Origin of the sequence: Streptacidiphilus sp. P02-A3a (assembly GCF_014084105.1) — a bacterium.
Classification (GTDB): Bacteria; Actinomycetota; Actinomycetes; order Streptomycetales; family Streptomycetaceae; genus Streptacidiphilus.
Genome location: NZ_CP048289.1, coordinates 6437195 through 6450571, shown reverse-complemented (window position 1 = coordinate 6450571; position 13377 = coordinate 6437195). Strand labels below are relative to the sequence as shown.

Annotated in this window: 10 protein-coding genes; 7 read left to right on the top strand and 3 right to left on the bottom strand. The window is 75.5% G+C overall.

The window, feature by feature from the left end:
* Positions 1–22 precede the first annotated feature (22 nt).
* On the top strand, positions 23–1192 hold the full coding sequence (locus GXP74_RS27470; protein WP_182453919.1) for a C45 family peptidase: 1170 nt from the start codon (positions 23–25) through the stop codon (positions 1190–1192).
* 54 nt (positions 1193–1246) lie between these two features.
* The gene (locus tag GXP74_RS27465) at positions 1247–1480 is read left to right on the top strand and encodes a hypothetical protein (protein ID WP_182453917.1); all 234 of its coding nucleotides are present in this window, start codon (positions 1247–1249) and stop codon (positions 1478–1480) included.
* 54 nt (positions 1481–1534) lie between these two features.
* On the opposite strand, the gene GXP74_RS27460 is transcribed toward GXP74_RS27465, so the two are convergent.
* The gene (locus GXP74_RS27460; RefSeq protein ID WP_182453916.1) at positions 1535–2758 is read right to left on the bottom strand and encodes an MFS transporter; all 1224 of its coding nucleotides are present in this window, start codon (positions 2756–2758) and stop codon (positions 1535–1537) included.
* A 169-nt stretch (positions 2759–2927) separates the two neighbouring features.
* Here GXP74_RS27460 and GXP74_RS27455 point away from each other — a divergent pair, with 169 nt between their 5' ends.
* On the top strand, positions 2928–6245 hold the full coding sequence (locus GXP74_RS27455) for a BTAD domain-containing putative transcriptional regulator (protein WP_182453914.1): 3318 nt from the start codon (positions 2928–2930) through the stop codon (positions 6243–6245).
* A gap of 76 nt (positions 6246–6321) precedes the next feature.
* Complete coding sequence (locus tag GXP74_RS27450) at positions 6322–6858, top strand: NUDIX hydrolase family protein (RefSeq protein WP_182453913.1); 537 nt, start codon at positions 6322–6324, stop codon at positions 6856–6858.
* A gap of 24 nt (positions 6859–6882) precedes the next feature.
* Here the strand turns inward: GXP74_RS27450 and GXP74_RS27445 are convergent, their stop codons facing one another.
* Both GXP74_RS27445 and GXP74_RS27440 read right to left on the bottom strand, forming a co-directional pair.
* The gene (locus tag GXP74_RS27445; protein ID WP_182453912.1) at positions 6883–7509 is read right to left on the bottom strand and encodes a DUF4870 domain-containing protein; all 627 of its coding nucleotides are present in this window, start codon (positions 7507–7509) and stop codon (positions 6883–6885) included.
* A gap of 130 nt (positions 7510–7639) precedes the next feature.
* Positions 7640–8608 carry a LysR family transcriptional regulator gene (locus GXP74_RS27440; protein WP_182453911.1) on the bottom strand — a complete coding sequence of 323 codons (969 nt, stop codon included), beginning with the start codon at positions 8606–8608 and terminating at the stop codon, positions 7640–7642.
* Between the two features lie 384 nt (positions 8609–8992).
* On the opposite strand from GXP74_RS27440, the gene GXP74_RS27435 reads away from it, so the two are divergent.
* The 3 genes from GXP74_RS27435 (at position 8993) to GXP74_RS27425 (ending at position 13350) form a co-directional block, all read left to right on the top strand.
* Complete coding sequence (locus GXP74_RS27435) at positions 8993–11296, top strand: family 20 glycosylhydrolase (protein ID WP_225448230.1); 2304 nt, start codon at positions 8993–8995, stop codon at positions 11294–11296.
* A 53-nt stretch (positions 11297–11349) separates the two neighbouring features.
* Positions 11350–11997 (top strand): hypothetical protein, encoded by a 648-nt coding sequence (locus GXP74_RS27430; RefSeq protein WP_182453909.1) that lies wholly within the window; start codon positions 11350–11352, stop codon positions 11995–11997.
* Positions 11998–12084: 87 nt separating this feature from the next.
* Positions 12085–13350, top strand: a complete 1266-nt coding sequence (locus GXP74_RS27425; RefSeq protein WP_182453908.1) for a D-arabinono-1,4-lactone oxidase — start codon at positions 12085–12087, stop codon at positions 13348–13350.
* Positions 13351–13377 lie beyond the last annotated feature (27 nt).

The following is a 13377-nucleotide window of genomic DNA, read 5'->3' as shown; positions in this document are numbered from 1 at the left end:
CCCGCCGAGGAGCAGCCCGCCGATGACCACCCCCACCGTCTTCCGTTCCCCCGCCGCCACTCCCGGCGAGCGCGGACTGCTCCTCGGCCGGGCCTTCCCGGACCGGATCCGGCGCACCGCCGACCGTTACGACGCGCTCTTCCTGGCCACCGGCGCCCGGCCGGACCAGGTCGCCGAGGCGGGCGTGGCCGCCCTCGGGCAGATCGCCCGGCTCGCCCCCGAGCTGGCCGAGGAGATCGACGGCATCGCCCGGGGCGCGGAGCTGCCGGTGCACCGGATCGCCGCGCTCAACGCCCGCACCGAGATCCTCGGCCGCTACGGCCGCCAGCACCCGGAGTGCTCGACCGTCGTCCACGCCCCGGCCGACGGCCGCCCGCCGGTCACCACCCAGACCTGGGACTGGCACGACGACCTGCGTGACGGCTGGTTCGTCTGGCAGATCGAGCACCCCGACGGCCGGGTCGTGCGGACGGTGACCGAGTACGGCATCGTCGGCAAGATCGGCGTCAACGCGGCCGGTCTCGGCCTGCACTTCAACATCCTCGCGCACACCTCCGACACGCACACCTCCGACACGCACGCTTCCGACGCGCACGCTTCCGACGCGCACGCTGCCGACGCGCGCACCTGCGGCGCGACCGGCCCCGAGCCGGGTGGCGGCTGGCTGCCGGTGCACGTGCTTGCCCGGCAGCTGCTCGACCGCTGCGCCGACGTCGAGGCGGCGGCGTGGCTGGCCATGGCGACGCCGGTCGCCGCCTCCAGCTCGCTGACCCTCGCCGGGTTCGCCGACGGCCGGGCCCGGGCCGCGACGGTCGAGCTCAGCCCCGCCGGTCCCGCGCTGCTGCGGCCGGACGCGGACGGCTACCTGCTGCGCACCAACCACTTCGTCGACCCCCGGCTGGCCCGGGGCGAGGCCCTGGCCACCGAGGACCCGGACACCCGCGACCGGCTCGAAGCGCTGCGCACCCGCACCGCCGACCGCCCGCGTCCGGACGCCCAGGCGCTGCTGGACGCGCTCACCCTGCACCTCGACCAGGGCGCCGCGCTCTGCTGCCACCCCGATCCCGGCGCGGCGCTCGGCAAGCGCTGGGAGACCCTGGCCACGGTCTCGCTGGACGTCGTCGCCGGGCGCCTCGCCGTCCACCCGGGCGGCCCGTGCACCGCCCACGGCACCGCCTGGACGGTGGTCTGACCGCCCGCGCCGGGCCCGGATGCGTCGCCGTCCGACCGGGGGGACCCTGGGAGCATGACCTCCGAGGACCCCGAACCCAGCGAACGCCCGTACCCGGGGCCGACCGTCGGCCGCCTCCCGCCGGACCGGCTCGCGCAGCTCGCGGCGACCGCCTTCGGCCGGGCCGACCAGGCCCAGCGGACGCTGCTCGGCGCCGCCGCCGACAAGGGCGGTGACCGGGCCGTGGTCGAGACCGCGCTGATGACCCTCCCGCCGATCCTGCACGCCCAGGACTTGCTGCACCGCTGACGCCGCCGCCCCCGACCGACGGGCGCGGCGACGTCAGCGGTGCCGACCGCCCGGTCAGCCCGCGCGGCGGGCGGCCGGGAAGCCGTGGCGGCGGGCCGCGACCACCACCGCCAGCACCGGCAGCAGGAGCAGCAGCACCGCCCAGGGCAGCGAACGGCTGCCGGTCCGGTCCAGCAGCACGCCGCCGATGACGCCACCGGCCGCCATCGCCACGTTCCACAGCGTCACCAGCACCGCCTGGGCGGCGTCCGCCTGCTCCCCGGCCGCCTGGCCGACGGCGGTCTGCAGCAGCGTCGGCACACCGCCCCAGCCGAGCCCCCACAGCGCCGCCGCCAGGTAGACCTGCGGCGCGCTGCCGGTCACCAGGGCCAGCAGCAGCGCGGCGAGCCCGACCAGCAGCGTGCTGGCGACGGTCAGCGCCCGCAGCCCCCGCTGGATCCGCACGCCGACGATCCAGATACCGGCCAGCGAGGCGGCGCCGAAGACCAGCAGCACCAGGTCCGTGTCCCGGCCGAGGCCGACCCGGTCCAGGAAGGTGGCGATGTACGCGTACAGGATGGTGTCCGCCAGCACGAAGACCAGGGTGACGACGAGCACCGGGCCCACCCCCGGGATCCGCACCGACGGCAGCAGCCGCGGTCGGCCGCCGTCCCGCTGCCCCGGATGGTCCGGCACGGCCGCCGCGATCCAGCCCAGCAGCAGCACGGTGAGTCCGGTCATCGCCAGGAAGGCCAGCCGCCAGTCGGCCGAGGTGCCGAGGAAGGTCCCGGCCGGGACACCGAGCGAGAGCGCGACCGGGATGCCCGCCATGGCGACCGCGATCGCCCTGCCCTGGAGGGGCGGCGGCGCCAGCCGCCGGGCGTAGCCCGCGAGCAGCGCCCAGGCCAGCCCGGCCGCCACCCCGGCGAGGAAGCGCGCCGCCATGGTCAGCGGGTAGTCCGACGACACCGCGGTCACCGTGTTGGCGACCGCGAAACCGGCCATGGAGGTGAGCAGCAGCCGCCTGCGCGGCCAGCGGGCCGTGGCCGCCGTCAACGGGATCGCGGTCAGGGCGGTGCCGAGCGCGTAGATGGTGACGGTCTGTCCGGTCGCTGAATCGCTCGTCCGCAGCGCGGCGCTCATCTGCGGCAGCAGACCGGCGGGCAGGGTCTCGGTGAGCGCGGTGATGAAGACCGCCGTCGCCAGCGCCAGCAGCGGGAACAGCGGCAGCTTCGCGGGGGCGGCGGGAACGGCGTCCGCGCCCTGGGACACGGTCGCGAGGTCGGGTGAGGCGGTCATGCGGCGCTCCTGGTCATGGGCGGACGCGGGACGGGTCCGGGCTGAACCACCCTGCGCCCGACCGCTTCGGCCGCGCTTCGGGACCGCTGACGGACCGCTGACGGACGGCCGAGGGTCGGCTGACGGACGGCCGGGGGAATGATCCGCCCCGGCCGGTACCGTGGTTCGCATGCGGTTCGGAGTGCTTGGCCCACTGGCGGTGTGGGACGACGAGGGGGCGCCGGTCACCGTGCCCGAGGCCAAGGTCCGAGCGCTGCTCGCGGACCTGCTGGCGCACGACGGCGGCCCGGTGTCGGCGGACCGGCTGATCCAGGACCTGTGGGGCGACGCCCCGCCGGGCAAGCCGGCCGGGGCGCTCCAGGCCAAGGTCTCCCAACTGCGCCGGGTCCTGGGCCGCGACCGCGTCGTCCACCAGCCGTCCGGCTACTCGCTGCCACTGGACCGGGCGCTGCCGCAGGTGGACGCCGACCGGTTCGGCGCGCTGGCCGCCGAGGCCCGGGCGCAGGCCGACCCGGCCGCCCGGGCGGCGCTGCTGACCGAGGCGCTGGAGCTGTGGCGCGGTCCCGCCTACGCCGACTTCGCCGACGCCGAGTTCGCCCGCGCGGCTGCCCAGCGGCTCACCGAGCAGCGGCTGGCGGTACTGGAGGAGCGGGCGGAGGCCCGGCTCGACGCGGGCAACCACCTGCTGCTGGCCGAGGAGCTGACCGAACTGGTGGCCCGCCACCCGCTGCGGGAGCGGCTGCGGGCGGCGCAGATCCGCGCGCTCTACCTGACCGGCCGTCAGAGCGAGGCCCTGGCCTCGTTCCAGGACCTGCGCTCGCGCCTGGTCGAGGAGTTGGGGGTCGACCCGGGGCTCCCGCTGACCGCCCTGCACCGGGCGGTCCTGCGGCAGGACCCGGACCTGGGCGACCCGGCCCCGGCGACCAGCCGCCCGGTCCCGCCGCCGGTCGCCGCGCCGGTCGTCCCGCTGTCCAACCTGCCGATCCCGCTCACCGGCCTGATCGGCCGCGACCAGGCGCTGGACGAGCTGGTGCGGCGGCTCGACGCCGCCCGGCTGCTGACCCTGACCGGGCCCGGCGGGGTCGGCAAGACCCGGCTGGCGGTGGCCGCCGCCGACCGGGTCGCCCACCAGTCGGGCGCCCGACTCCCGGACGGCGTCTGGCTGGTGGAGTTCGCCGGGATCCGCGCCGGGGGCTGCCGGGACGACCTGGCCGAGGTCGTCGCCTCGGCGCTCGGCATCTCCGACGGCGCCTCCGCCGTGATCCCCGGCACCACCCCGGCCGGAGCCGGGGGCACCGCCTCGCCCACGCACCGGCTCGTCGCCGCGCTGCGGGACCGCCGGGTGCTGCTCATCCTGGACAACTGCGAGCACGTGGTCGAGGCCGCCGCGGAGCTGGCCGAGCTGATCCTGCGGACCGCCCCCGGCCTGCGGGTCCTGGCCACCAGCCAGGAGCCGCTGGACGTCGCGGGCGAGGCGGTGCACCCGGTGGAGCCGCTCGACGCCGGTGCGGCCGAACGGCTGTTCACCGAACGCGTCATCGCCCGCGACCCGGGCTTCGCCCGGCTGCTGGCCGACGGCGACCCCGCCGACCGGGCGGCCGTGGCCGAGATCTGCCGTCGGCTCGACGGCGTCCCGCTCGCCCTCGAACTCGCCGCGACCCGGGTGCGGGCGCTGGGCGTCCGGGAGTTGGCGGACCGCCTGGGCGACCGGTTCCGGGTGCTGACGACCAGCCGCCGGGGCGCACCGGCCCGGCAGCAGACCCTGCGGGCGCTCATCGACTGGAGCTGGGAACTGCTCAGCGCGCCCGAGCGGGCCGTGCTGCGCCGCCTCGCGGTGCACCGCGACGGCTGCGACCTGGCGGGCGCCGAGGCCACCTGCGCGGGCGACGGCGTCGCCGCGGCGGAGGTGGCCGACCTGGTGGCCCGGCTGATCGACCGCTCGCTGGTGGTCGTGGCCGACGGCCCCACCGGGCGCCGCTACCGGCTGCTGGAGTCCGTCGCCGCGTACGCCACCGAGCGGCTGCGCGAACGGGACGACCAGGCCGCGGTCACCGATCGGCACCTGCGCCACTACCTGTCCCTGGCCGAGCAGGCCGAGCCCCGGCTGCGCGGTGCGGACCAGCGCACCTGGCTGGCCCGGCTCGACGCCGAGGCCGGGAACCTGCGGGCGGCGCTGGACGAGGCGGTGCGCCGGGCACCGGCGGGTCGCGGCCGGGAGGCGGTCCGCCTGGCCACGGCGCTGAGCTGGTGGTGGCTGCCGCGCGGCCGACTCGCCGAGGCCTGCCGGGCGCTGTCCGCGGTGCTCGCCGCCGCTCCCGCCCCGGAACCCGAACTCACGCTGCTGCGCGGCGCGTTCGCGCATCTCACCGGCGACCGCGGCGAGGACGCGCGGACCGTCGGGGCCGACGCCGAGGCGGTGCCGGACCAGGTACGGCGCGGACGCGCGCTCTGGCTGTCCGGCTACGGCCGGTTCAGCGCCGGAGACCTCGCGGTCAGCCAGGAGCTGACCGCGCGGGCGCTCGACCTGTTCACCGCCGCCGACGACCCGTGGGGCACCGCTGCGGCGCTGGGGCTGCGGGCGACCCTGGCGCTGGTCCGCGGCGACCTCGCCGCGGTCAGCCGGGACGGGCTGCGCAGCGCCGCGCTCTTCCATGAACTGGGCGACCGCTGGGGCGAGTTGCAGACCGTGTCGGCACTCGCCTCGCTGGCCGAGATCCGCGGCGACTACCAGGACGCGGAGCGCCGCCAGCGCGCGGGCCTGGACCTGGCCTGCGACCTGGGGCTGCTGTCGGAGGTCTCGGCCCGGTTCTCCGGGCTCGGCCGACTGGCGCTGCTGGCGGGGGAGTGGGAGCGGGGCCGGGAACTGCACGAGCGGGCCCGTCGGCTCGCCGCCGAACAGGGCTACACCTACGGGCAGTTGCACGCCGAGATGGGCCTGGCGCTCGGCGCCCGCCGGTCCGGCGACCTGGACGGAGCCGAGGCGCGGCTGCTGCGCATCCGGGAGCGGTACGGCGACGTCTCCTCGGCCGCCGGTGACCACCTGCACCACGCCGAACTGGGCTTCCTCGCCGAACTGCGCGGCGACGCCGGGACCGCCGTCGACCAGCAGCTCCGGGGACTGGCGGTGGCCCGGGCCATGGACGAGCCCCGGGCGCTGGCGCTCTCGCTGGAGGGGCTGGCCGGGGCCGTCCGGCTGCTGCCGCCGGAGGGCGCGAACGCCGGGCGCGCGGCCCTGCTGCTGGGCGCGGCGGACGCCGCCCGGCGCGGCGTGGGCGCCCCGCTGCCCCCGGCCGAGCGCGGCGACACCGACCGGATCGCGGACGCCGCCCGGTCGGTCCTGGGCGCCGCCGGGTTCGCCGAGGCCTTCGACCGGGGTGCCCGGCTGACCGTCGCGCAGGCGGTCCGACGGGCCGCGGATCCCGACTGCCTGCCCGGCGGTCGGGTCCTCGTCGAGCGGGGCGGCTCCTGCTGGGACCAGCCCGAGTAGCCGGGTCGCACCCCAACGACCCCACCAGCAGCTATGGCTCCTTGAGCCTCGCCCGGTAAGCACGTACGATCAGCCAATGTCAGATGTGACGGAAACCACGCCCGGCTGGCTCGCCCCCGATGAACTCGAACTGGCGCGCGCCCGGATGCCGATCCTCTACGTCGAGGCGGTGCCGGTACGCGTCGACGACAGCGGGGAAGTGACGCACATCGGGCTGCTGCTGCGGATCGGGCCGGACGGGACGGTCAGCCGCACGCTGGTCTCCGGTCGGGTGCTGCACCACGAGCGGGTCCGCGACGCGCTGCTGCGGCACCTGGAGAAGGACCTCGGTCCGGTGGCGCTGCCCAGGGTCCCGGCCTCGCTGCAACCGTTCACCGTCGCCGAGTACTTCCCCACGCAGGGGATCACCCCGTTCCACGACCCGCGCCAGCACGCGGTGTCGCTGGCCTACATCGTCCCGGTGAGCGGCGACTGCCGCCCCCGCCAGGACGCCCTGGACCTGGTCTGGTTCAGCCCGCAGGAGGCCTCGTCGGCACTGGTCCAGCAGGACATGCCGGGCGGCCAGGGGGTCCTGCTCAAGCAGGCCCTCGCGCACGCGGGCTGCCTCAGCTGACCGCCTCCCGGGGCTGGGGACGGCTCAGCCCCGGGACGGCTTGACGAAGCGGATGCCGAAGGGGTAGCGGTAGCGCGCGCCCTGGCTGGCCTTCACCGCCGCCGGGATCTGGATGACCAGGCAGCCGACGAGGAGCAGCAGCCGCAGCAGCGCGCCGAGCGGCGGCGAGGCCATGGCCAGCACCAGGATCAGCGCGCCGGGGATGACCAGGCTGAGCTGGAAGTTCAGCGCCTCGCGGGCATGCTCCACGGTGAACTCGGACCTCGCGGTCAGCATCACGATGAGCGGGGGCACGAAGCAGAGGAACACCGCGAGCGTGCCGATGACGAATGAGAAGACCAGGCCGACGACCAGCGGCAGCCAGTGCGCGAGCGAGGCCATGGTGCGTTCGCCGCCCGCCTCGGCGGCCGTCGCGGTGTCGGCGGCGGGCGGGTACCCGGGCGGCGGGTACCACCCCGGCGGCGGAGGCGGCGGGTACCCGGCACCGCTCGGCGCGGTGGCGTGGTACGGCGGCGGTGGCGGAGCCTGCGGCGGTGCCGCCTGGGCCGGGGCGGGGCCGTACTGGCGCTGGTAGCGGAAGAGTTGGCACGAGTGGCAGCCGCAGCTCTCCACGTCGTGCGGGGGTTGCTGTCCCTGGGATACGGCGTCCATGGTCCTGCCTGCTTTCGGGGGGCGGGGGCCGACCCAGTATCGCCAGGGGCCGCGCGCGGACACCAGAAAGCGGGGCTAACGGCGGTCGTTAGCCCCGCTGTGGCCCAAGGCGCGCTCGGGGTAACGGAGTTCAGCGTCGCGGGGTGCCCAGGCCGGGTTTGATGAACGGGTCCTGCTCCAGCACGCCGAGCTCGGCCACCGCCTCAGCGGCCAGCAGGGTCGCTTCGTGCAGGGCGGTGACCGTGGCCTGCACGGCCGGTGACGGTCCGTCAACTCCGATCCGGTAGTAGCAGCGGACGTGCCGCGCGCCCGGGACCGGGAGCGCGCTGACGGCGATGCCGCGCATGGTGGCGGCGGTGCCGGAGGAGAGGAGGGCGGCGCCGAGCCCGGCCGCGAGCATCACCTGCGCGGCCTGCGTGGTGGTCGCCACATGCAGCCGGGCGGGGGTGAACCCGTGGGCGGCGACGAGTCGGTCGAGCGCGCGGGCGTAGGCGGAGCCGGGTTCGCCGGTGATCCAGGCCACGCCGTCGAGCTCGGCGAACCCGGTCGGTACCGGCCAACCGGCCGGTACCACGACGCGGTACTGCTCCTCGATCCGGATCTGGTACTCGGTGCCCGCCGGGGTCGGCGGCGCCTCGACCGAGTCGCAGACCGTGACCAGGATGTCGACCAGGCCGTTGCGCAGGGCGCCGAGGTCGGCCGCTCCGGCCGCGAGATCCTCGCGGACCGTCGGCCTCAGCCCCGGGTACCGCTCGGCGAGCACGGCCACGGCGCGGCACACCACCGGCACGTAGCGCGGTACCGCGCCGATCGCCACCGCTCCGGCGACCGGCCCGCCGGACTCGGCCAGGTCCCGTGCCGCGCCGTCCAGCTCGTCCGCGATCCGGCGCCCGCGCGCGGCCAACGCCCGTCCGGCGGCGGTCAGTTCGATCCGTCCGCCGGAGCGGTCCAGCAGCGGCAGCCGGGCCTGCTGTTCGAGCCGGGCCAGCGCCTGCGAGACCGCCGAGGGGGTCACCTTGAGCCGCCGCGCGGCCGGGGCGACCCCGCCGGTCTCGGCGAGCGCGTGCAGCACCAGTAGACGCTTGGGATCCAGCTCCATGCGGCACATCAGATCACGCCGGTTGCCCCAGCCGGCCGGCGAGGGCAGCGGATTGGCTCGGCGCGCCGACCAGCGGGTTGCTGTCGCGCTATGGACCCTTCTCGGGGCCGACTGTATTCTCCTGCCCGAAGTCGATAGAAAGCTTCAAAAATGAGCACGATCTTGCTCATTTCATGCATGAGCTCTCGCACTGTGCACCTTCGCGGCTGTCGGCCTGATGACGGAGGATCCATGTACGCTTCCCAGCCACCCCCTACCCCGGGCCGCGCGCGGCGCGCGCTCGCGGCCCTGGTCGCACTGGCGCTCGCGACACTCGGGGCGACCGCACTGACGGGCAGTCAAACTGCGCACGCGGCAACGGTGCAGGCGACACCTGCGGGTACGATGAACGACATCGTGCCGCTGCCGGTGCTGGTCCAGCCGGACACCGCGGCCTCCTACCGGATCACCGCCGCCACGGTGATCTACACGGACGCGGGTTCCACCGCCGCGAACCAGGTCGGCGACTACCTCGCCGGGGTCCTGGACCCGTCGACCGGCTACACCCTGCCGGTGACCCCGACCAGTGCCACGCCCACCGGCGGCATCGCGCTGCTGCTGTCCGGGGCGCCCGCTTCGGTCGGGGCCCAGGGCTACCAGCTCGACGTGACCGACACCGGCGTGGTCATCCGCGCCGAGCAGCCCGCGGGGCTGCTGGCCGGGGTGGAGACGCTGCGTCAGATCCTGCCCGCGCAGATCGAGGCGTCCACCGCGCAGCCCGGGCCGTGGACGGTTCCCGGCGGGCACATCCTCGACTATCCACGGCTGGCCTACCGCAGCGCGATGCTCGACGTGTCCCGGCACTTCTTCACCGTCGCCCAGGTCGAGCAGTACCTCGACCAGCTCGCCCTGTACAAGATCAACTATCTGCACCTGCACCTGAGCGACGACCAGGGCTGGCGGATCGCGATCAACGGCTGGCCGAACCTGACCACCACCGGCGCGGCCACCGAGGCCGGGGGCGGTCCCGGCGGCTACTACACCCAGGCGCAGTACCAGCAGATCGTGGCGTACGCGCAGTCCCGCTACATCACCATCGTGCCCGAGATCGACATGCCGGGGCACTTCACCGCCGCGCTCGCCTCCTACGGCGAACTCGACTGCGGCGGCGTCGCGCCCGCCGTGGACACCGGCACCGGTACCCTCGGCAACTCGCTGTGCACCACCGCGCCGATCGCCAGGACCTTCGTCGACGACGTGGTCGGCCAGCTCGCGGCGATCACCCCGGGCCCGTACATCGACCTCGGCGGCGACGAGTCCGTCGGGGTCAGCGCCAGTGACTACGCGACCTTCATGACCTGGGCCCAGCAGGACGTGGTCGCGCACGGCAAGATCCCGATCGGCTGGGACGCGATCACCGGGTCGACCCTGGAACCGTCCACCCTGGCCGAGTACTGGGGCGCGACCGGTGCCGCGCAGATGGCCACCGCCGCCGCGAACGGCACCCGGATCATCATGGCCCCCGCAGGGAAGGCCTACATCGACCAGAAGTACAGCAACACCAGTGTCATCGGCCTCAGTTGGGCCGGGAACATCGACCTGGAGACGGCCTACGGCTGGGATCCGGCGACCTACCTGGCCGGTGTTCCGGCCGCCGCCGTCTACGGCATCGAAGCCCCGCTGTGGACCGAGACCGTCGACACCGTGCAGGACGTCGACTACCAGACCTTCCCCCGGATCACCGCCTACGCCGAACTCGGCTGGTCGCCGGAGGCGGTGACCGGCGCCGCCGGTGCCTACCCGGCCTTCGCGCAGCGGGTGGCCGCCCAGGGACCGCGCTGGGACGTCATGGGCATCACCTACGAGCACTCCACCGAGGTCCCCTGGCCGACCGGACCCACCGGTCCGTCAGGAGCGGTGGTCTCCCAGGAGAACGACACCTGCCTGGACACCGGCACCGCGACCGACCCCGACGGCGCGCCGCTGGTCCAGCTCGACAACTGCGCGCCGGGCGCGGCCGGACAGCAGTGGACCGCCGCCGGAAACGGCACACTGACCCTGGGCGGCCAGTGCCTGGACGTCACCGGCGGCTCGACCACCGCGGGCACCCCGGTCGAGCTGTGGACCTGCGACGGCGGGGCGAACCAGCAGTGGCAGACCGACGGCGGGCAACTGCTGAATCCGCAGTCGGGCCTGTGCCTGACCGTCGCGAGCGGCACCGGCGCGCCGGGCAGCACGCTGGACGTCAGCGGCTGCGGCAACTCCCGGGCGCAGTGGTTCACCCTGCCGGCGGGCGCCGACGGCGCCGGGCCGACCGGACCGGTCGGCTCCGGCATCAGCGGCATGTGCCTCGACGCCTCCGACGGCAACGCGGTCAACCTGACCCCGGCCGACCTGTACACCTGCAACGGCACGACCGCGCAGCGGTGGGCGCTGGGGTCGGACGGCACCATCCGCGCACTCGGCATGTGCCTCGACGTCTACGGCGGCGGCCTGACCAGCGGGACCAAGGTCGAGCTCTACGGCTGCGAGAGCGGTGACGGCGCGCAGCAGTGGCGCTGGTCGAGCAACGGAACGTACGGCGAGTCGCTGACCAATCCGCAGTCGGGGCTCTGCCTCGACGATCCGGCGGCGACCACCACCGCGGGCACCCAGGTGCAGCTCTACACCTGCAACGGCACCCTCGCCCAGGTCTGGCGGCTGCCCTGACCCCCGGCGGCGGCCGCCCCCCAGCGGCCGCCGCCCCCTGGTAGCGTGGCCAGGTGAGCGAGCAACTGCCGCGCGGTGGACATGAGTTGTCACCCGCCGAGATCGAGGCCCTGACCGCCCGATGGTCCCGGAGCTGGACCCCGGCCGAGGTCGCCCGGCGGCTCGAAGGGGTGGCCACGCCCTGGTGCGTGGCGGGGGGCTGGGCGCTGGACCTGTTCCACGGCCGCCGCACCCGCGAGCACGGGGACATCGAGGTCGCGATCCCCGCCGCGGGCTTCCCCGAGGTGCGCGACCGCTTCCCCGGATACGTCTTCGACGCCGCCGGCAGCGGCCGGATCTGGGCCGACGCCACCCCGCGGACCCTGGCCGCGGTGCACCAGACCTGGCTCCGCGACCCGGCCACCGGTGACTACCTGCTCGACGTGGTCCGCGAACCGCACGACGGCGACACCTGGATCTGCCGACACGACCCGACCGTCCGGCTGCCCTACCGCGAGATCATCCACCACGGCGCCGACGGCATCCCGTACCTGGCACCCGAGCTGGTGCTGCTGTTCAAGGCGAAGCACGCCCGCCCGAAGGACCGGGCGGACTTCGCCGTGACCGTCCCCGAGCTGACCGCGGCCCGGCGCGACGCCCTCGCCGCGCTGCTCGCGCACACCTACCCGGACCACCCCTGGCTCGCCGACCTGCGCGGCTGAAGCCCCGGCTCCCCGCGGCGGTCCGTTCCGCCCGGCGTGGGAAGCTGGGGCTGTCCCGCCGTGATCGCCGCCAGGATCGGAGCCCGCGTGTCATCCCTCCCGCAGTGGACCAACTGGGCGGGAAACCTCGCCTACAGCGCCGCGCGCCGCCACGAGCCGGGCACCGTCGCCGAGTTGCAGTCGATCGTGCGCGCCGGGAGCCGGGTGCGGGCGCTCGGCAGCCGCCACTCGTTCAACCGGGTCGCGGACACCGACGGCGACCTGGTCTCCACCGCCGCGCTGCCGCCGGTGCTGCGGATCGCCGAGGACCGGCGGACGGTACGGGTCGGCGGCGGCGTGCGCTACGCCGTGCTGGCGGAGCGGCTGTGGCAGGACGGGCTGGCGCTGGCGAACCTGGCCTCACTGCCGCACATCTCGGTGGCCGGTGCGGTGGCCACCGGCACCCACGGCTCGGGGGACCGCAACCAGGGCCTGGCCTCGGCGGTGCAGGCGCTGCGGCTGGTCGGCGCGAGCGGGGAGCTGGAGGAGCTGAGCCGGGACACCGAGCCGCGGGACTTCCCCGGCGCGGTGGTCGCGCTGGGGGCGCTGGGCGTGGTCACCGAGCTGACGCTGGCGGTCCGGCCCGCGTTCGAGGTGGCCCAGCGGGTCTGGCTCGGACTGCCGCTGCCGCGCCTCGCGGAGGAGTTCGAGCAGGTCTTCGGCTCGGCCTACAGCGTCAGCGCGTTCACCACCTGGGGCTCGGACCGGGCCGCGATCTGGCGCAAGGAACGGACCGACGCCCCGGCCGCGCCGCCGGTCGCGGGCGCCGTCCCGGCGACCGACGAGCAGCACCCGATCCCCGGCCTGCCCGCCGGACCCTGCACCGCGCAGCTGGGCCGACCGGGCCCCTGGCACGAGCGGCTGCCGCACTTCAAACCGGAGTTCACGCCGAGCAGCGGCGACGAGCTCCAGTCCGAGTACCTGCTGCCGCGTGCCGGCGCGGCCGAGGCGATCACCCGGCTGCGCGCCCTGGGCGACCGGCTCGCGCCGGTGCTGCACGTGGGCGAGATCCGCACGGTCGCCGCCGACGACCTGTGGCTGAGCCCCGCGTACGGGCGCGACAGCGTCGCCTTCCACTTCACCTGGATCGCGGACCTCGGGTCGGTCGAACCGGTGCTGGCGCAGGTCGAGGCGGCGCTGCGGCCGCTGGCGGCGCGCCCGCACTGGGGCAAGCTCTCCGCCTTCACCCCCGGGGAACTGGCCGCGGCCTACCCCCGGCTCACCGACTTCACCCGGCTCGCCCAGCACCGCGACCCGCACGGCCGCTTCGGCAGCCCCTTCCTCGACGCCCTGATTGTCAGTGGCCCGGCATAGCGTGTGCCGTATCGGAGCGACCGACGA